At 60.1% G+C, this 17,825-nt stretch carries 19 protein-coding genes and 2 tRNA genes; 15 read left to right on the forward strand and 6 right to left on the reverse strand.

Annotated elements, in window-relative coordinates; translation table 11 throughout:
* Positions 1-192: 192 nt before the first annotated feature.
* Complete coding sequence (locus J3P79_RS14030) at positions 193-1,986, forward strand: DAHL domain-containing protein (protein WP_434603354.1); 1,794 nt, start codon at positions 193-195, stop codon at positions 1,984-1,986.
* A gap of 52 nt (positions 1,987-2,038) precedes the next feature.
* Here the strand turns inward: J3P79_RS14030 and J3P79_RS14035 are convergent, their stop codons facing one another.
* Both J3P79_RS14035 and J3P79_RS14040 read right to left on the reverse strand, forming a co-directional pair.
* Positions 2,039-2,230: a DUF2188 domain-containing protein gene (locus J3P79_RS14035; protein ID WP_082112044.1), complete on the reverse strand. Its 192-nt coding sequence runs from the start codon at positions 2,228-2,230 to the stop codon at positions 2,039-2,041.
* Between the two features lie 113 nt (positions 2,231-2,343).
* Entirely contained in the window at positions 2,344-3,243 is a 900-nt protein-coding gene (locus J3P79_RS14040) for a polysaccharide deacetylase family protein (protein WP_434603357.1), read from the reverse strand.
* Between the two features lie 226 nt (positions 3,244-3,469).
* Here J3P79_RS14040 and J3P79_RS14045 point away from each other — a divergent pair, with 226 nt between their 5' ends.
* The 3 genes from J3P79_RS14045 (at position 3,470) to J3P79_RS14055 (ending at position 4,686) form a co-directional block, all read left to right on the forward strand.
* Complete coding sequence (locus tag J3P79_RS14045) at positions 3,470-3,724, forward strand: DUF6555 family protein (protein WP_039588765.1); 255 nt, start codon at positions 3,470-3,472, stop codon at positions 3,722-3,724.
* A 152-nt stretch (positions 3,725-3,876) separates the two neighbouring features.
* Complete coding sequence (locus tag J3P79_RS14050) at positions 3,877-4,107, forward strand: hypothetical protein (RefSeq protein ID WP_039588766.1); 231 nt, start codon at positions 3,877-3,879, stop codon at positions 4,105-4,107.
* A 153-nt stretch (positions 4,108-4,260) separates the two neighbouring features.
* Positions 4,261-4,686: a hypothetical protein gene (locus tag J3P79_RS14055; RefSeq protein WP_434603359.1), complete on the forward strand. Its 426-nt coding sequence runs from the start codon at positions 4,261-4,263 to the stop codon at positions 4,684-4,686.
* Positions 4,687-4,710: 24 nt separating this feature from the next.
* On the opposite strand, the gene J3P79_RS14060 is transcribed toward J3P79_RS14055, so the two are convergent.
* Entirely contained in the window at positions 4,711-4,938 is a 228-nt protein-coding gene (locus tag J3P79_RS14060) for a PLD nuclease N-terminal domain-containing protein (protein WP_434603361.1), read from the reverse strand.
* A 94-nt stretch (positions 4,939-5,032) separates the two neighbouring features.
* Positions 5,033-5,221, reverse strand: coding sequence for a hypothetical protein (locus J3P79_RS14065; protein WP_434603364.1), 189 nt, complete (start codon positions 5,219-5,221; stop codon positions 5,033-5,035).
* 261 nt (positions 5,222-5,482) lie between these two features.
* On the opposite strand from J3P79_RS14065, the gene J3P79_RS14070 reads away from it, so the two are divergent.
* Both J3P79_RS14070 and J3P79_RS14075 read left to right on the forward strand, forming a co-directional pair.
* Complete coding sequence (locus J3P79_RS14070) at positions 5,483-5,845, forward strand: NUDIX hydrolase (RefSeq protein ID WP_434603367.1); 363 nt, start codon at positions 5,483-5,485, stop codon at positions 5,843-5,845.
* A gap of 125 nt (positions 5,846-5,970) precedes the next feature.
* The gene (locus J3P79_RS14075) at positions 5,971-6,426 is read left to right on the forward strand and encodes a hypothetical protein (RefSeq protein WP_434603369.1); all 456 of its coding nucleotides are present in this window, start codon (positions 5,971-5,973) and stop codon (positions 6,424-6,426) included.
* 50 nt (positions 6,427-6,476) lie between these two features.
* On the opposite strand, the gene J3P79_RS14080 is transcribed toward J3P79_RS14075, so the two are convergent.
* A tRNA-Leu gene (locus tag J3P79_RS14080) sits at positions 6,477-6,563 on the reverse strand.
* A 194-nt stretch (positions 6,564-6,757) separates the two neighbouring features.
* Positions 6,758-6,831, reverse strand: a tRNA-Cys gene (locus J3P79_RS14085).
* Between the two features lie 339 nt (positions 6,832-7,170).
* On the opposite strand from J3P79_RS14085, the gene J3P79_RS14090 reads away from it, so the two are divergent.
* The 9 genes from J3P79_RS14090 to J3P79_RS14130 all read left to right on the forward strand — a co-directional run bounded on the left by J3P79_RS14090 (position 7,171) and on the right by J3P79_RS14130 (position 17,727).
* Positions 7,171-8,010 carry an SRPBCC family protein gene (locus J3P79_RS14090; RefSeq protein WP_434603371.1) on the forward strand — a complete coding sequence of 280 codons (840 nt, stop codon included), beginning with the start codon at positions 7,171-7,173 and terminating at the stop codon, positions 8,008-8,010.
* Positions 8,010-9,182 carry a zinc-dependent alcohol dehydrogenase gene (locus J3P79_RS14095; protein ID WP_434603374.1) on the forward strand — a complete coding sequence of 391 codons (1,173 nt, stop codon included), beginning with the start codon at positions 8,010-8,012 and terminating at the stop codon, positions 9,180-9,182. Before J3P79_RS14090 ends, J3P79_RS14095 begins: the two co-directional genes overlap by 1 nt.
* Positions 9,183-9,320: 138 nt before the next feature.
* Positions 9,321-10,550, forward strand: a complete 1,230-nt coding sequence (locus tag J3P79_RS14100; protein WP_434603376.1) for an MFS transporter — start codon at positions 9,321-9,323, stop codon at positions 10,548-10,550.
* A 105-nt stretch (positions 10,551-10,655) separates the two neighbouring features.
* Positions 10,656-11,171, forward strand: coding sequence for a sigma-70 family RNA polymerase sigma factor (locus J3P79_RS14105; RefSeq protein ID WP_434603378.1), 516 nt, complete (start codon positions 10,656-10,658; stop codon positions 11,169-11,171).
* Positions 11,172-12,137: a FecR domain-containing protein gene (locus J3P79_RS14110; protein ID WP_434603380.1), complete on the forward strand. Its 966-nt coding sequence runs from the start codon at positions 11,172-11,174 to the stop codon at positions 12,135-12,137.
* Between the two features lie 115 nt (positions 12,138-12,252).
* Positions 12,253-14,688: a TonB-dependent siderophore receptor gene (locus tag J3P79_RS14115; RefSeq protein WP_434603382.1), complete on the forward strand. Its 2,436-nt coding sequence runs from the start codon at positions 12,253-12,255 to the stop codon at positions 14,686-14,688.
* Positions 14,689-14,750: 62 nt separating this feature from the next.
* On the forward strand, positions 14,751-15,923 hold the full coding sequence (locus J3P79_RS14120; RefSeq protein ID WP_434603384.1) for an ABC transporter substrate-binding protein: 1,173 nt from the start codon (positions 14,751-14,753) through the stop codon (positions 15,921-15,923).
* Entirely contained in the window at positions 15,920-16,978 is a 1,059-nt protein-coding gene (locus J3P79_RS14125) for a FecCD family ABC transporter permease (RefSeq protein ID WP_434603386.1), read from the forward strand. The genes J3P79_RS14120 and J3P79_RS14125 overlap by 4 nt, the downstream gene beginning before the upstream one ends.
* Positions 16,972-17,727 carry an ABC transporter ATP-binding protein gene (locus tag J3P79_RS14130; protein ID WP_434603388.1) on the forward strand — a complete coding sequence of 252 codons (756 nt, stop codon included), beginning with the start codon at positions 16,972-16,974 and terminating at the stop codon, positions 17,725-17,727. Before J3P79_RS14125 ends, J3P79_RS14130 begins: the two co-directional genes overlap by 7 nt.
* Positions 17,728-17,825 lie beyond the last annotated feature (98 nt).

The raw sequence follows: 17,825 nt of genomic DNA on the forward strand, positions 1-17,825 counted from the left end.
CGCCCCTCCCGGTTGACGCTACACTTGGGTCACTGACGACCCGATGTTCACCGTTAGCAGGGAGCTCAACGTGTATCCAGGCAAAATACCCGCGCAATTGTTCCGCTATCTTCCTTTCCCCGCCCCTCGTCCCGATAACCGTTTTTCATCGCCAAACCCTGCTTCGGCATTCGTCCTGGACAGGAGAAACATGTGACGATCCTTATGAAGAAGTACAAATGGCCCGCGCTGTTGGCCGCGGCCCTGGTTGTTTTCTCTGCTTTGATCTTCTTTTTAGTCAAATCCTACACGTACGATTCCGCGACCTATTTCGAATCACGGGATTTCATTCGCCAACTCAAACAAGCCGACGCCAACTGGAACGTCAAGATCCTCAGGAAGAAAATCGGCGTCAACAACAATCTGTCGCTCACCCCGCCGCCTGAAGCACAGGCTCGCTGGGAGCAATTGGAGCGCCTGAACAATTCCGGCCCGCTGGCGACCCTCTGGGCGTCGAGACGCCAAGGTTATGTGGACGCAGTCCAGAACAAGGGCTTGCTGGTCGAGCAATTCGAGCAACACAACGCCAAGCTGCGGGCATCCCTGGACGAAATGCCAACGGTAGAGGACGAAATTCAGGCCCTGTTGCAAGAGATGAAGGCGAACGACGAGATTGCGCGCCTGACCGCTGCCTCCAATATCCTCGACCTGGCCTTGACCACCCTGGAGTACGCGCTTTACGTCACGTCCGACAAAGCACAGGAAGTGCAGGACCAATTAAGCGAACTCGAACATCAGATCGAGCAACTGCCCTCCTCTTACCGGCCCACGTTTGTCTCACTGACACAGCACGTCAAGACCATCATTGAGGAGCAACCGCGGGTCAACGATCTGCTGGATCGCATCAGTGTCATCCCGGTCGCCCAGGCGCTGGACAGCATCAACGAGTTGCTGAACGAAACGCAACGCAGGACGGCCGCCACAGACCGCAAATACCATATGTACCTGGCGGTGTGCGCAGGTCTGATGGCGCTCTTGATGATTTATCTTGCCGTTCGGCTAGTGCGCAGTTATTCGGTCATCAACCAGATCAACCGTGAGCTGCAGATCGCCAATGACAACCTGGAAGAACGCGTCCAGGAGCGCACCCGCGAGTTGAAAGCCGCCGAACGCGAACTGGTGGATGCCGCTCGCATGGCAGGTATGGCCGAAATCGCCACGAACGTGTTGCACAACGTCGGCAACGTGCTCAACAGCGTGAATATTTCAGCGGACCTGGTGACCCGCAAGTTGAAAAACAGCAAGACGCAAGGGCTGGGAAAAGCGGTGAAGATGATGAACGAACATGCAATGGACCTGGGCCAGTTCATCACCGAGGACGAAAAAGGCAAGTTGCTGCCCCGCTACTTCAATGAACTGGTGGACTCTGTCGCCGCCGAACAGGCCCTGCTCATCGAGGAACTCGCGCAACTGACCAAAAGCATCGACCACATCAAGGAAATCGTCACCACTCAACAAACCTACGCCGGGGCGGCGAGGCTGATCGAGCCGCTGAACGTCGCCGACCTGTTCGAAGATGCGCTGCGTATGAATTCGGGATCGCTGAGCCGGCACCACGTCACCGTGATCAAGAATTACCAGGACACCCCTGTGATCCTGGGCGACAAGCACCGGTTGCTGCTGATCCTGATCAACCTGATCAGCAACGCCAAATTCGCCATGTCCAATGTCGAGCATCCACGAGAAATGATTCTGGGGATCCGCATCGTCGACCAGACGACATTGAGCATCAGCGTCCAGGACCGTGGAGAAGGCATATCCAGGGAAAACCAGGCCAGGATCTTCAATCATGGATTTACCACCCGCAAGGACGGTCATGGGTTTGGCCTGCACAGCTGCGCCCTGGCGGCGGTCGAGATGAACGGTCACCTCCAGGCTCACAGTGACGGCCCGGGGCAAGGCGCCCTGTTCACCCTGGAAATTCCCCTGGAACTCGCTGGCGCATGAGCCAGGCTGACCACGCGGTGGACATCCGTGTCCACCTAAAGGAACCGCCAGGCTACTTGATGTTCCCGGATGGAGCGCTACGGCGTCTCCTGGCGGGCAGCGCAGCGGCATAGGCCAACGCTTCCTCCCGTGAAGTGAAGGAGCCGAGTCGATCAGCCTGGGTACAGACTCGCCAAGGGCCGCTGTTTACGCTGAGTACGTCATAGCCATTGATGTGCAGTTTCGTCAGCATCGCAGTACTCATGGTTATCACCTCCTGCAAAGTACCGGGTTACGCTGCCTACCTTACTCCCGGTTCGGCGGTCGGTGCGTACCGAGCGTCGAGACATCCGCTGGCACCCTGATCACTCGTGAGGCTCAATGGGAGTCCGAATCCCATAGCCAATCCCACAAACCCGGCAGGCGCACGGGTTGAGAGGTGTCACGAACCGAGCGAGCCAAGGCCGCTCGCTCCAGGGCCCGGCGGTCGTCGTAGAAAGGCTTCGCATCGGTCCTGAGGCCGGTTTCCCTCGCGCTGTCGAGCAGGATCTGCAGATATTCACGGGCATGACGGGCGGTATAACGGTTGAGATCGTGAAACGTCACGACGACGGGTATTACACCGTCCACGGTGGGCAGTTGTCCTCCCGCGATGCGCTCGCGTACTTCGGAAAGCTGGCGGATCAGGTTCATCCGCCGCCTCGGGCTCATCGTAATACCCCAGACCTTGCCATCATTGGCGCTCAAGTCCGTCAGCAATACGTGCATACCGTGTCGCTGATAAGCGGCAAACGTGCGCCTGTCGAAATTCCAGAAAGGTGGTCGTACCAGGCGTGGCGGCGCGCCTGTGATCGCAGCGATATCGTTGGCGCCGTTGCCCAGGGACTGCTCCAGTTCTTCCGGATCCAGGAAGCGATGATTGGTGTGCCAATGGGTCGCGGTATGGAAGCCCAGCACATGGCCCTCCGAATGCTCGCGATACATGATCGAGCGGCCGATTTCGCTGCCGCCGGCTCGCGGCGCTCGCGTCTGGAGGAAAAATACCGCTTTTATACCGGGCTGCACCGGGTTCCGGGCCAAGGCGTCCAGCACGTCCACGCTGGGATTCCAGAATGACGATGCGCTGGGGCCGTCATCGAATGTCAGCAGGAACCGAATGGGGGCCTGGACGCGCAAATGCCGCTCGGTTTGCGGAGTCAATTCGATGGGCGGGCCAATGCAACCCGACAACGGTACGGCGAGCAGCGCCATGACCAGCGCCCTGGCGAAGTTGTTCATGTCTTGCCTTTATTCAGTGCCACGTTACGTCGCCTTTGATCCCTGGCACCGGTGCTTTCAAGCTCACCTTGGAGGAGGTTACCCGGGTTTGGTTCCACACTGTCAGCACGGTTGTTTCGCCACGACAGCGCCCCTCTCTGGGCCCTGATCTTGACCGTCTGGAAATCCGATGGAATTTTCCGAACGCCTCCGTATCCATCCGTATAGGATCAATTAGGGAGGATTTATGGGCGGTCCATCGCTTTACATCATCGACTACATGCTCCATGGCGAGCCCAAGTCTTTCATCATTCGCGCTGAAGTGATGAATAACTCCGAAGCTTGGCATTGGGCCAGTTGCGACGCGGGTGTTGGGCGCATACCCAAATTCGGCAGGGAGAAAGTCAAGCGGGTTTCCAAACCCATGGCAGAAAAATATGGCATTACCGATGTGCGCTGGCGAGCCTCCGTCGCGCCATCATGGGTCAAGGAGTCCGGCTGAACACGATATGACACGTTCCGGTGCACCGACTGTCCAGTCGTGCGCCGGATTTCAACAGAGTCGAAATAATCCAACTACGCTTAATGCAGCATTACCCGTCCTTGTCGACGGGTTTCGTGCTGCCTCATCCGACTATGAAATGGAGGTGTGACATGTCCGAAAAAGAGTCCATCACCACGTTGCTCACCTTACTGGAGTCACGCCAGGCGCGTTTGACAGCAGCCTGCAAGGAAATCGCCGACTGGGTCGACCACCAGGGCGGACACCCCGCCGCAGTCCGCATCCGCGATCGACTCAACGACATCGAGAAGGATGCCCCATCGATCCAGAGCGCTCTGTCGTCACTGAAACCGGTAGACCGTCCGTTGCCCAAGTTTCGTTGATGAAAAGCTCCGTTAATGAAGCGTTTCGTTAACGACCCGCCTCACCGGTTGCCCTGAACTCCACCGGCCGTAAAACCGATGGAACGACGGCGTACTTTTGCACCTCGATATTGATAGGTATCGATGCAAGAGCCGTCATAAGGGAGAACCAACATGAATGCCAGAGTCCTGCTGCTGATCGCCTGCGCCTGCCCCGCCACCGTGATGGCGCAAGGCTGTGAAGTCATAACCCGATCCCAAAGCCAGGCAGTAGCGGAAATCGAAACCCGCAGCTGCTATGAATACAAAGGCGTCCCTTCCGAAGCCATCGGCTGGTCATGCAGCAACGAAAGCAAAGGAACCTTGAGCACCGAAAAGAAACCGGTCGAACGATGTGCGGAGGGCTACGTGGCCACGTGCCAGGCGAGGTTGACCCAGGAAGCGCTGGCCAATCCCCACTCCACCAGCAAGGACCGAAGCGGCGGCTCGGCGAATATCCCGGACGATGCGCAAGTGACTTGGTACTACTACAGTGCCCAACAGGTCCAGCAGGCACAAAAAGACTGCGAAACCACCGGCGGCCAATGGAAAAACCGCTGACCGGGTGGTTCGCATTTCAGGGCGTCAACCCTTGCTGTGCTCTGGGGACGAAGGCGGATTCTTGATGCCCCGCGGCCCGGCCACTCCCCAGATAATCAAGCCCAGCACAGGCAAGATGACCAGCAGCAGCGCCCAGCCGGCCTTGGTACCGGCCGACTTGTCGCTACGAAAGACGCTGACGATCGCCCAAAGGTCCACGAGCAATATCAACACCGCAACGGCAATCCAGAAATAGCTGGCTAGTTCAGACATGGCCTCAATCCTCTTGTCAGTCTATGGATTAGGCATGACCGCGCCAGGTCCGTTCAAAGAATCTACCTTGCCGTTTGTGTTGATGATCACGCAGCTACAAGCGCTCGTTGAGGTAGGCGACCCATTGTTCATAGGCCTCGTGTTGACGCCGAACGGCCTCGTCCCAGGCCGTCCCGGACATTTGATGGACACAGATCAGCGCCATCATTTCTGATGTCGCTGTATCGAGCTCAACCAAGAGCTCGTGGGATTTGACTTTGAAATCTTCAACGGTCGTCATCATTCCTCGCTTCCCCCTTATCGGGGCCGGCTCGTCCACCCAACATTGATGCGTTTTTTCGACGCTGATTCATTTTTGGCGATGATCGGTCGAAGGCGCAGCCCTGCGTCGCAGTTTTTAACCGTTCGCGAAATAAACGAAGCCTTTTCCCTCGGGCGCGATCCGATGGGTATGAGCTAACCATTGGATTTTGAACACTCCAAAGGAGCAAGGCTCAAATATTGCAGTTATATTGCACTTTAATGACAGTCGAGGTTGGTAGGTATGAAGATTCGAGCGACCGTCATCTGCGAAGAAGACCGCCACATTTTGTTGGTACGTAAACCCAAAAGCCGTTGGGCGTTGCCGGGCGGCACCGTTGAGCGCGGCGAGACCCACGCCGACGCAGCCCTTAGGGAACTGGCGGAAGAAACCGGATTGAGCGCCGAGAACCTGCTTTACCTGATGCGCGTCAGCGAAGGCAGCACCGAACATCACGTGTTCGAGGCCGCGGTCAATGATTCAACAGCCGCCCGGCCACTGAATGAAATCAGCGACTGTGTGTGGCACCCGCTGGATGCCATTGCCCAGTTGCAGATGAAGAAAGGGATGCGAGAAATCCTTGAGGCGTTTCGGCGCAGGTTGTGAGCGCTGTTGAGCTTGGAGTAAGCATGGCTGTAGCGTCGGCCTGACAAAAAATGAGAAAGTTTGCAGCCGAAACCGTTGAACTCCCCCGGCCTGATTCGATAGTCGTTTTACAGCAAGGAAAGCTGATGAGATTGCGCCCACTCCGTCTAGAGCTGCGTGACCTTAGCCTGGCCCTCTATGCGTTCAGCCTGATGCTGCCCGCCATCAACAATAGAGACGAAGTATGGGAACGTGAAAGCATCACCTACGGCTATGACATTTTGCTTTTCGGGTTTCTAGCGCTATTCGATGGTAGCGCCGCGTGGCTGGCCAACGTCTTTTTCGTCATCGCATTCTTTTCACAGGAGAGCGCACGGCGCAGTCTCTTGTACTCCTTGTGCGCCATACTTCTGGGCCTCTCGTCGTTCATGTATACGAGCATCTGGAATGATGGTGCCGGAAGAATAACCGTCACTGGCTACAGCTATGGATTCTATGTCTGGATGTCGGCGTTTGTATGGCTGACGTTCTTGACGGGCCGAAAATGCATAAAAGACAGTCGGGTACCTGACAGTACACTCCCCCCAGCAGCCTCCGCCTGAAACGAAAAAGGGTTTGCATCAGCTTTCGCTCGCAAACCCTTGATCTTGGATGGTGCCCGAAGCCGGAATCGAACCGGCACGCCCTTACGAGCGGGGGATTTTAAGTCCCATGCGTCTACCAGTTTCGCCATTCGGGCGGTAGCGCGGTCAAGCCGTGCGACACTGGCAGATAGGCATCTGACAGGATCGTGGCTGGTGCAACAGAGGGGGAAATATATACATCCCTCCCGGGTGAAGCAAGGCGGCCATTGCCCTTTTCAAGACAAAACCTTTCATTGCTCCGTAAATAAAAAAGCTCTGTAGATCATGAATCTACAGAGCTTTTTAAAAGTGGAGGCCGAAGTCGGAATCGAACCGGCGTAGGTGGATTTGCAATCCACTGCATAACCATTTTGCTATTCGGCCTCAATACGCCTGATGCAATACAACCACACCCTGCGAATAAAAACTTATCCGGATAGAGCCGCCAATAGCGAGCTATCTCCTTGAAAACATTGAAGTTTTTTACGCCTCGATGCATTCGATGGGCGCAATTATGTACTCATTTGCCTAGGCTGACAACCCCTTGATTTCAAAAAAAATTTGCCCGGCGCTCAGCCCGAGGGCTGCCTTTGCCTGCGCACCGCAACGAGCCGAAACCTATATTCCTCCGGCTTATCGGGAAACCGGTAATGCCGAGGGAACAACCGCCTTCGCCCTCGGTTCATTCGTTATGTCGTCACTGGATCAGTAAGGAGAACCATCATGACTGAACGCCCACAACTGGTGGCGAGCCGGGCTCCGGCACCCACCGCTTCACACCCCAATCTTGGCACGCCAGAGCGACTGGTCTCGTTGGCGGCCGGCACGTTATTGCTTGCCAACGGCCTGCGCCAGGGAGGGCTCAGGGGTTGGTCGCAAGTGATGCTTGGCGCATGCGCAGCCTGGCGTGCCTATTCCGGCACATGCAGGGTCAAGCAGGCGCTGACCCATAGCCCCTTCGAGCAGACGTTCGAACAGGATCGCGATTGGGATGGTAGCAAGGTGATTTCCCGCAGCATCACGGTGGGCAAGCCGAGGGATGAGGTCTATGGGTTTTGCAGCAACCCGGCCAACCTGGGTGCGCTCATGCCCTGGGTGGATGCCATCGAGCAGATTGGCGAACGAACTTATCGCTGGGTCGCCAATGGGCCGATGGACAAGACGCTGCACTGCGACGTCGAACAGTGCGAACCCAAGGAAGGCCGCAAGCTGCACTGGATAGCCGGCCCTGACAGGCGCTTCAAGCACGACATCCAAATGCATTTCAGCGATGCGCCGGCCGGTCGCGGTACGCAGATCAAAGTCATCGTGGCATGCGAAACGCCCCTCGGCGCAGCCGGCTATGCACTCGCCGCCGCCATCTCGCGGTTCTCCGACAAAGCCCTGCTGAACGTGCTGCGCAGCATCAAGCAGCAGTTGGAAACGGGTGAAATCAGCACCAACAAGATGCGCGATCCGCAGACCAAGGATTTTCTGTTCGTGCACCCGGCGTCCAGCGCGACGCGAGCGTCGGCCAATGACTCATCCCCTGACAAACCCGAACTCAATGGAGGTACCGTCTGATGCGTGCATTGACTTGGCAAGGCCCCAACAAACTGCAAGTCGAGACGGTCGACGATCCTTCCATCCTCAACCCCCGCGATGCCATCGTCCGGGTGATCCTGTCCTCGGTGTGCGGCTCGGATTTGCACCTGCTGGGCGGCTACGTGCCGACGATGCAAGCCGGCGACATCATTGGGCATGAGTTCATGGGCGAAGTCGTGGAAACCGGCTCGGCTGTCACGCAAATCAAAAAAGGCGACCGAGTCGTCACAGTGTCGATCGTCGGCTGCGGCGAATGCGAGCATTGCCGGCGCTCGGACTTTTCCTGCTGCGACAATTCCAATCCGAACCCCACCGCCACCGACATCGCCTACGGACAACCCGCCTGCGGCATCATCGGCTACAGCCATGCATTCGGCGGTTACGCTGGCAGCCATGCCACCTATATCCGGGTGCCTTTCGCCGACGTCAACCTGTTCACCATTCCCGAAGGCGTCAGGGACGAGCAGGCGGTGTTCGTCTCCGATGCGGTGCCCACCGGTTTCTTCGCCGCCGACAACGCCGATATCCAGCGCGGCGATACGGTGGCGGTGTGGGGGTGCGGCGGGGTCGGCCTGATGGCGATGTCCAGTGCCTATTTGCTCGGCGCCGAGCGGGTGATCGCCATTGACCGCTTTACCGATCGCCTGCGCCTGGCCGAGGAAAAGGCCGGTGCCATCGCCCTCAACTACGAAACCACCGATGTGCACGCCGCCCTGCTGGAATTGACTGGCGGCCGCGGACCGGATCGCTGCATCGATTGCGTCGGCATGGAAGCCCACGGCACCGAAGTGGACTATTTCTATGACAAGACCAAGCAGATGCTGCGCTTGCACACCGAGCGCGGGACCGTGCTGCGCCAGTCGATTCGCGCCTGTCGCAAAGGCGGGACCGTCTCGGTGGTCGGGGTGTACGGCGGCTTGCTGGACAAGTTCCCGATGGGGGCGATTGTCAACAAGGCACTGACCCTGCGTTCCGGCCAGCAACCGGGACAGCGCTACGTAAAGCGGCTGTTCGAACACATCCAGAAAGGTGAACTGGACCCCTCCTATCTCCTGACTCATCCCATGGGCCTGGAGCAATCGGTGGAGGGCTATGCGATGTTCAAGGAGAAACGCCAGGATTGCCTGCGGGCGGTGTTTCGGCCGGAGTGAGGATCAGATCCCATGGCGAGGGAACTTGCTCCCTCGCCACGGGGTTAGCCTATACGCATCGGTTGACGCATTTTTTCCTTGCCCGGATCGACGGACTGTCGGATAAGACACAGCCTCAATTGCCTTGCGAGCCTGTCCATGTCCCGTGCCGGTATCCCCCAGGGTTCCAGCGTCCGTTTACTGGTCTACCTGCTGTTTACAATTCAACTGGTTTCCATGGGCGCGATGGAAATGAGCGGGCCCTTCTGGCCGGTTCATCTGCGTCAATTGACCAGCAACGATGCGTTGTTCAGCTTTGCGAGCACGGCGGTGTACGTCGGGCCGATGCTGGGCATCATCCTGACCAGCGCGTTGTGGGGCCGCATTGGCGATCGCCATGGGCACAAGCTGATGATGATCCGGGCGCTGGTCGGGCTGTCGCTGACCCAGCTAGGCTTGGCGCTGAGTGACGATATCTGGGTCATCCTGATCCTGCGTTTCCTGCAAGGCGCCTTCGCCGGCTATATCGCCCCGGCCCAAGCCTACGGGGTCAGCATCGAAGCGCCTTCGCGGCGGGCCAGGCTGTTTGCCATCCTGCAGATATCCACCAACGTTGGCTCGCTGCTGGGTGCGGTGGTGGGCGGATTGATCCTGGACCATGCCACGTTTTTCTGGATCAACCTCGTGGCCTCGGTGCTGTGCGCCGTCTGTGCCATCGTCGCCACGCTGGCTTTGCCCCACGTGCCGCCCACGAAGTCACCGGCCACCGCGCGTAATCAACCCACCCCTCGACGCCCCGGTGTCTTCAACCCGGCGATCGCATCGTTGCTGGGGATCATGGGGCTCCTGCTGCTGGCGCGCATGCTGCCACAGACGTCCTTTTCTCTGTACGTGGTGTCGACTTTCAACGTCAGCAACGCCATGACCGGGCTTTGCTACGGGCTGCTCGCGCTGGGATTCATCCTTTGCGCAACGACTTGGTCGCGCTATTTCGAGCAGCGCAATCCGGTGCAAACGCTGCATGCCATCACCGGCGTAGTGGTCTCCTGCATCATTGTCACTGCCGTGGCCGGCCTGACCCGCCAGCCGCTGATCTTCGCCCTCGCCTATTTCATCTGGGGCCTGCTGTTGGGCGCCACCACGCCCGTGCTGACCGCGCTCATATCCAGAACCGCTGATAACAGCCGGCAAGGCCACGTGCTGGGCCTGGCACAGAGCGTTTCGCAGACCGCGTCCATTATCGGCATCTCTCTCGGCGCATTGCTCAGTCAGGTTTATGGGCTGGAGTACACGTACCTCTACGTCTGCCTCGCCTATGCCATAGCGCTGGTACCCTTGGTCCTGTTGCGCTACAGACCGGCGAAGATGCTCGACGAAGCCTGCGACTAACGATGTTGAACCAAAATGCCATCGCGCCCAAATCGACCTTGCGCGGTGATAAGCGTCTCCACTACTATTGGGAATAATTCTCACTATCATAAAATTCAGACAGCCATGAGCGATCCAGCGTCAGCGGTCAACGATTGTCATCTGCGCACCGTCGCAGACCTCTACAGCGGACACCATGGCTGGTTGTACGCCCGGCTCTATCGAAAACTGGGCAACGCGCTGGACGCCGCCGACCTGGCCCATGATACCTTCATTCGCATCCTCGCCTCGAAAGTGGCGGTGATCGAGGAGCCACGGGCCTACCTGAGCTGCGTTGCCGGAGGCATCCTCGTCAACTGGTTCCAGCGCAAGGCATTGGAACGTGCCTATCTCCAGGCATTGGCGTCATTGCCCGAGCCTGAGGTGCCCTCTCCTGAACGGCGCCTGCTGGTGCTTGAGACACTGCATGAGATCGACGCCATGCTCGATACGCTGCCGACCCAGGTGAAGCGCGCGTTCCTGCTGTCGCAGATCAACGGCCTGAAATACGCCGATATCGCCACGCACCTCGACGTTTCACTGATTACCATCAAGCGCTACATGAAGCAGGCTTTCCTGCATTGCCTGATGTTGGTGGACTGAATGCCTTCATTCGAACGCCATGGCCTCGACCCATCCATCCTCAACGAAGCCGCCGATTGGCTGATGCGCCTGAGCGAAGGCAGCGTCAACGACGCCGAGCGCCAGGAGTGGGAGCGTTGGCGAACCAGCAGCCCGGCACACCGCCAGGCCTGGGCCCGCGCAGAACTGCTGCTGAGCAAGCTGCAGGGCTTGCCCCCAGCCCTGGCAATGCCGTCACTGGATCGCCCGAGCAATCCGGCACGCCGTGCCGCCATGGGCAAACTCACCGCCCTGCTTGCGCTGGCACCGTTGGCCTGGGGAAGTTGGAAGCTCAACGATTGGCAGCAATGGACCGCCGATTATCGCGCGCCTGTGGGCGAACGGCGCGAGCTGACACTGGCCGATGGTACCGGCGTCACGTTGAACACCGATACCGCGATCGACGTGTACTTTGACGAACGCCAACGCCTGCTGCTGTTGCGTCGCGGTGAGATCCTGGTCCGGACGGCGACGGATCCCTCGCCTGCGGCCCGACCGTTCCTGGTGCAGACCCATGAAGGAAGGATACAAGCGCTCGGCACGCGCTTCAGCGTCCGCGAAGAACCTGGGCACACCCGCGTTGCCGTGCTGGAAGGCGCGGTGCGCATCCAGATCAAGGGCATCGGCGAACAAGTGGTCCAGGCCGGGCAACGCAGTGGGTTTACCGCAGTGGGTTTCGACGCACTCAAACCCGTCGACCGTTCGATGATGGCCTGGACCCAGGGCATGTTGATGGCCGACAACATGCGCCTGGTGGATTTCGTCAACGAGCTGAGCCGCTATCGCAACGGCGTCCTGCGTTGCGACCCGGCCATTGCCGAGCTGCGCATATCCGGTGCCTTTCCTATCAATGACACCCGACGAACCCTGAACATGCTCGCCCAGACCTATCCCGTCAGCGTGATCTCTCGCCTGGGCGATTATTGGGTCATGCTGGCGCCGGCCTGAGCGTTACAAGAAGGCCTCTGAAAAAAGCTTCCGAAAAAAATAATCGCGAGAGGGTGATACTTTTTTCAATCCTGGCTGGCTAGAGAACAAACCCTCTGAACAGGATCACCCCGCCATGCCCGTTGCCCGCCCCCTGCGTTCGGATCGCAAGCTGACCCTGGCGATTCGCAGTGCCATGCTCAGCGTCGCACTTTGTACCCTGAGCCCCGTGGTCTGGGCGGCACCGGGCGCGCCGCTGGACAGCGTCGCCAGCCAGTCCTATAACATCCAGCCCGGCCCCTTGGGCGCCACGTTGTCGGCGTTCGCCGTACAGGCCGGTATCGCCTTGTCGTTCGAGCCGTCCCTCACGCAAGGGCTGACCAGCCCCGGCCTGTCCGGCCAGTTCACCGCCCGCGAAGCGTTCAACCGGCTGCTGGCCGGCAGCGGCCTCGGCCTGGTCCCACGGGATGATGGCAGCTATACATTGCAAAAAAGCGCCGGCGACGGCGAGCTGACTCTGGCGCCGACCACCATCAATGCCGCCGAGGTACGCCCCGGAGATTTGCCAGCCGCCTATAGCGGTGGCCAGGTTGCCCGTGGCGGCCGGGTTGGCCTGCTGGGCAACAAGGATGTGATGGACACGCCCTTCAGCGTCAGCAACTACACCGCGGCGCTGATGAAGGACCAGCAAGCCGTCACCGCCGCCGACGTCCTGGAGCGCGACTCCTCGGTGCGCTCCACCGGCCAGACCGGCGGCATCGTCGATTCGTTCTTCATCCGTGGATTCCCGGTGGGCGAAGGCAACCTGGGTGAGCTGGCGTTCGACGGCGTGTATGGCGTGGCACCGAATTATCGCGTGTTCACCGAATACGCCGAGCGCATCGAAGTGATCAAGGGCCCGGCCGCCCTGCTGTACGGCATGTCGCCGAACAGCGGCGTCGGCGGCGTGATCAACATCGTGCCCAAGCGTTCCCTGGAGCAGGACCTGACCCGCGTGACGGCCAGCTACGCGATGGACACCCAGGCAGGCGGGCATGTCGATGTCAGCCGACGCTTCGGCGCGGAACGGCGCTTCGGCGTGCGCGTCAACGGCAGCCTGCAAGGAGGCGACACGGCAATCGACAAGCAGTCCCGGGATGTCGGTACCGGAGCAATCTCGCTGGACTATCAAGGCGACCGGTTCAGGACCAGCCTGGACCTGATCAGCCAGGAGGAACGCTGGGACGCCCCTTCCCGGCCATTCACCATTGCCAGCGGTGTCGAGGTGCCTTCGGCGGCCAACGGGCGCAGCAATGTCACCCAGGAATGGGCCTGGTCCGAGACCCGCGACAAATCGGCCTTGCTCAGTGGTGAATATGACCTGAACGACAGCCTGACGGTGTTTGGCCACGCAGGGGGTGGCAAGTCCGACGTGGCACGGCTGTCGGACCAGACGCCGTCAATATTGAACAGCGCCGGTGACACCCGCTCGACCCCGGGTTACTACAAGTTCGAAGTAGAGCGCTACACCGTCGATGCAGGGGCGCGGGCCCGCTTCGAAACCGGGCTGGTCAGCCACAGCGCGACTTTGCAGGCCAGTCGTTATCGCGATGAACTGCGTCGCGGAATCAACTCGGGCGCCCCGGTCCTTTCCAATATTTACCACCCGGTGGAGCGCGACAAACCGTCCATCGCCTCGCCGGACGTAGCGAAGGTCTCCGACACTGAACTGTCCGGCGTGGCCCTGGCCGATACCTTGTCGATCCTGGATGAACGGGTCCAGGTGACGCTTGGCTTGCGCAAGCAGAGCATCGAATCGAACAACTACAACACCCTCGGAAACGTCACCAGCGCCTATGACGAAAGCGAAACCACGCCCTTGTTCGGCGCGGTCATCAAGCCCTGGGAACATGTATCGTTCTACTACAACTACATCGAGGGCCTGAGCAAGGGCGACACCGCGCCGGCCACTGCAAGCAACTCAGGGGAAATCTTCAAGCCGTACATTTCTCGCCAGCAGGAGGTCGGGGTCAAGGTCGACTACGGCACGTTCACCTCCACCCTGGCGCTGTTCCAGATCAAGAAGCCCGCAGGCGAATTGACCAACGGCGCGGCCGGTGGCGTGTATTCAGTCCAGGGCGAGCAGCGCAACCGCGGCATCGAACTGAACATGTTCGGCGAACTGCGCGAGGGTGTGCGCCTGTTGGGCGGCGTCACCTTGCTCGATGGCGAGCTCACCAAAAGCGGGACCGCCGCCAATCGGGGCAACAAACCGGTGGGCGTGCCCGAAGTCCAGGCCAACCTTTGGGCTGAATGGGACACGCCATGGGTCCAGGGCATGACGCTGACCAGCGGCGCGATCTACACCGGCAGCCAGTACGTCAATCAGGCCAACACCCAAGAGCTCGACCCGTGGACTCGCTTTGATGCGGGGGCGCGCTACAGCACCGTACTCGACGGCCGGCCAACCACTTTCCGCGCCACGGTACAAAACGTGTTCGACCGCGAGTACTGGTCCGGCGTGGCGTCCTACGGCGCGTTCTCCCAAGGCGCGCCACGCACGCTGTTGCTGTCGGCGACCGTCGACTTCTGATCGAGCCCCGCCCCGCCAGCGCGTGCACCGCTGGCGGGGCGATCCCTGACAAGGTTCAAACCATGCTGATTCCACCCTTGACGCGTTCAACGCTCACCGCCTGGCTGCTCGGCGCCGCGACCTTGCTGCTGAGCGGCCTTTGTTTTTCGGACACTTCGCCCGCCACCAAGACCACCGTCACCGACTTGCTCGGCCGCCAAGTCCAGGTACGTATTCCCGTGCGCCGGGTCATCCTCGGCGAAGGCCGCCAGTTGTATTTGGTGGCGGCGCTGGACACCGATAATCCGATCCGCCGCATCGTTGGCTGGCGCAAGGATCTCATCCAGTCCGACCCGGACACCTACGGCGCTTACCTGCGGCGCTATCCGGCCATTGCCAAGGTCCCGACGTTCGGTGGCTTCGAAGACGGCACTTTTGACATCGAACAAGCCATCAGCCAGCAACCGGACGTGATCGTCCTGAACATCGAGGCCCGACACGCCACAGACGACGCGCGCTACATCGAGAAGCTCGATGCCCTTGGCATACCCGTGGTCTATGTGGATTTTCGCAACAACCCGATGCAGAACACTGAACCGACCATGCGTCTGTTCGGGCGATTGTTTGGCGAAGAGGCGCGCGCCGAAGCCTTTATTGCCTTTCGCAACCAGCAGATCCGGCGCGTCACCGACGTCATCCAGGCCAAGCAACCGCCACGCCCCAAAGTGTTCATCGAACGCATCGGCGGCTACACCGACGATTGCTGCCTGAGCTTCGGCAACGAAAACTTCGGCCGCTTCGTCGAGATGGCCGGCGGTCGCAACATCGCCAGTCCGATCATTCCCAACACCTTTGGCCAGTTGAACGCAGAACAGGTGGTCGTTGCCAACCCGGAACACGTGGTGGTCACCAGTGCCAACTGGGAGGCCTTCGCCCCAGGCGGACACTGGGTCGGCGTCGGGCCCGGCGCTGACCTGGTCGAGGCGCGGCGCAAATTGCAGTGGTACACCCAGCGCCCTGCCTATGCCGGGATCAAGGCCCAGCAAACCCAGGGATTCCATGCCATCTGGCACCAGTTCTATAACAGTCCGTACCAGTTCATCGCCATCCAGCAACTGGCCAAGTGGTTCCACCCGGATCTGTTCAGCGAACTCGACCCCGACGCCACATTCCGGGAGTTTCACCAGCGCTTCCTGCCCGTGCCCTACGAGCCCGGCTACTTCGTCAGCCTCAAGCCAGCGCAGGCCCAACCATGAATGGCCATATCGAAGACATCGCCCTGGGTACGATTTACCGCGAGCAGGTCTGGCGTAAACGCCTGATCCTGGTCGGCCTGGCGGTGTTGCTGCTGTTCAGCGTGTTGTTGGACCTGGCCCTCGGCCCTGCCAGCTACGGCCTGGATGAGGTGTTGGGGGCGCTGTTCTCCCCTGATGCGGCGGCGCCCCAGGTGCGGGTGGTGATGTGGGACATCCGGTTGCCGGTGGCACTGATGGCCGTGGCCGTCGGCGCCGCGTTGTCCCTGGCCGGCGCGCAGATGCAGACCATCCTCAACAATCCGCTGGCGAGCCCCTTCACCTTGGGCATCTCGGCGGCGGCCAGTTTCGGCGCGGCGTTGGGACTGGCATTCGGCGTGGCCCTGGTGCCGGTGATCGCCCAGTACATGGTGCCGCTCAATGCTTTTGTCATGGCGATGCTTTCGGCGTTGCTGATCCACGTGCTGAGCTTGCGTCGCGGCATGACCAGCGAAACCATCGTGCTGCTGGGCATCGCGCTGGTGTTCACGTTCAATGCCCTGCTGGCATTGGTGCAGTTCTTCGCCACCGAGCAAGCCGTGGCCGCGGTGGTGTTCTGGACGATGGGCAGCCTGACCAAGGCCACGTGGCCAAAACTCGGGGTGATCTGCCTGGTAATCCTGGTCACCCTGCCGATTTTCGCCCGCCGCGCCTGGGCCATGACCGCCCTGCGGCTGGGGGACGAGAAAGCCGCGAGCTTCGGCGTGAACGTGCGCAAGTTGCGCTTGCAGACGCTGGTCATGGTCAGCCTGCTGGCGGCATTTCCCGTGGCGTTTGTTGGCACTATCGGCTTCATCGGCCTGGTGGGCCCGCACATCGCGCGAATGCTCATCGGCGAAGACCAACGCTTCTTCCTCCCCGCCTCGCTGCTGACCGGCGCGCTGATCCTGTCGGCGAGTTCGGTGGTGAGCAAGACCTTGATTCCGGGGGCAATTTTCCCCATCGGCGTGGTCACCTCACTGATCGGCGTGCCGTTTTTCATCTCACTGATTCTGGGCAGCAGGAAACAGTCATGGTAACGATCGAACTGGCAGGGGTCGGTGCGCGGTATGGTCAACGGTCGATACTCGAAGGGATCAGTACGCCGGTGCTCAGCGGCGGTGAAGTGGTAGCGGTGGTTGGCCCGAACGCGGCTGGGAAATCCACCTTGTTCAAACGCATCGCCGGCTTGATCGACGGCCCCGGCCAGGTCCGCCTGGAAGGCTCGCGCCGTGGGCCGGGCGGCATCTGCTACATGCCGCAGAATCTCAACGCCAGTGCGCGGCTGACCGTCTACGAATCAGTGCTGCTGGCGCGCAAGCAGCAAGCACCCGGCTGGGCCGTGCAGGCCGACGAGTTGGAAGTGGTGGACCGCATCCTCGAATCCCTGGGCATCGGCGAACTGTCCTTTCGCAACCTCGGCGAATTGAGCGGTGGGCAACAGCAACTGGTGTCCATCGCCCAGACGCTGGTGCGCGAACCCGAAGTGCTGTTGATGGACGAACCCACCAGCGCCCTGGACATGCATCGCCAGGTCCAGGTCTTGAGTTTCATGCGCACCCTCGCCCGCCAGCACTCGGTCATTGTGTTCATCGCCATTCACGACCTGAACCAGGCGTTGCGCTTTGCCGACCAGGTGCTGGTCATCGCCCACGGAACGTCGCAAGGCTGCGGCCGGACTGAGGAGGTAATCACCGAGCAAATGCTGCGGGACGTGTACCGGGTCCAGGCGCGGATCGAGCGCTGCTCTCGGGCGCAGCGGCACATTATTGTCGATGATGTGGTTTGAAAGGACTGAGCGTCAGTGTTGAGGAGACTTGCAGGGACTTAAGGACAGTCGCGGTGCGCCGTCATAATCGGTAACATACCGGCCTTTCCCGCAGCCCT

This window comes from Pseudomonas sp. R1-7 (genome assembly GCF_051132105.1).
Classification (GTDB): domain Bacteria; phylum Pseudomonadota; class Gammaproteobacteria; order Pseudomonadales; family Pseudomonadaceae; genus Aquipseudomonas.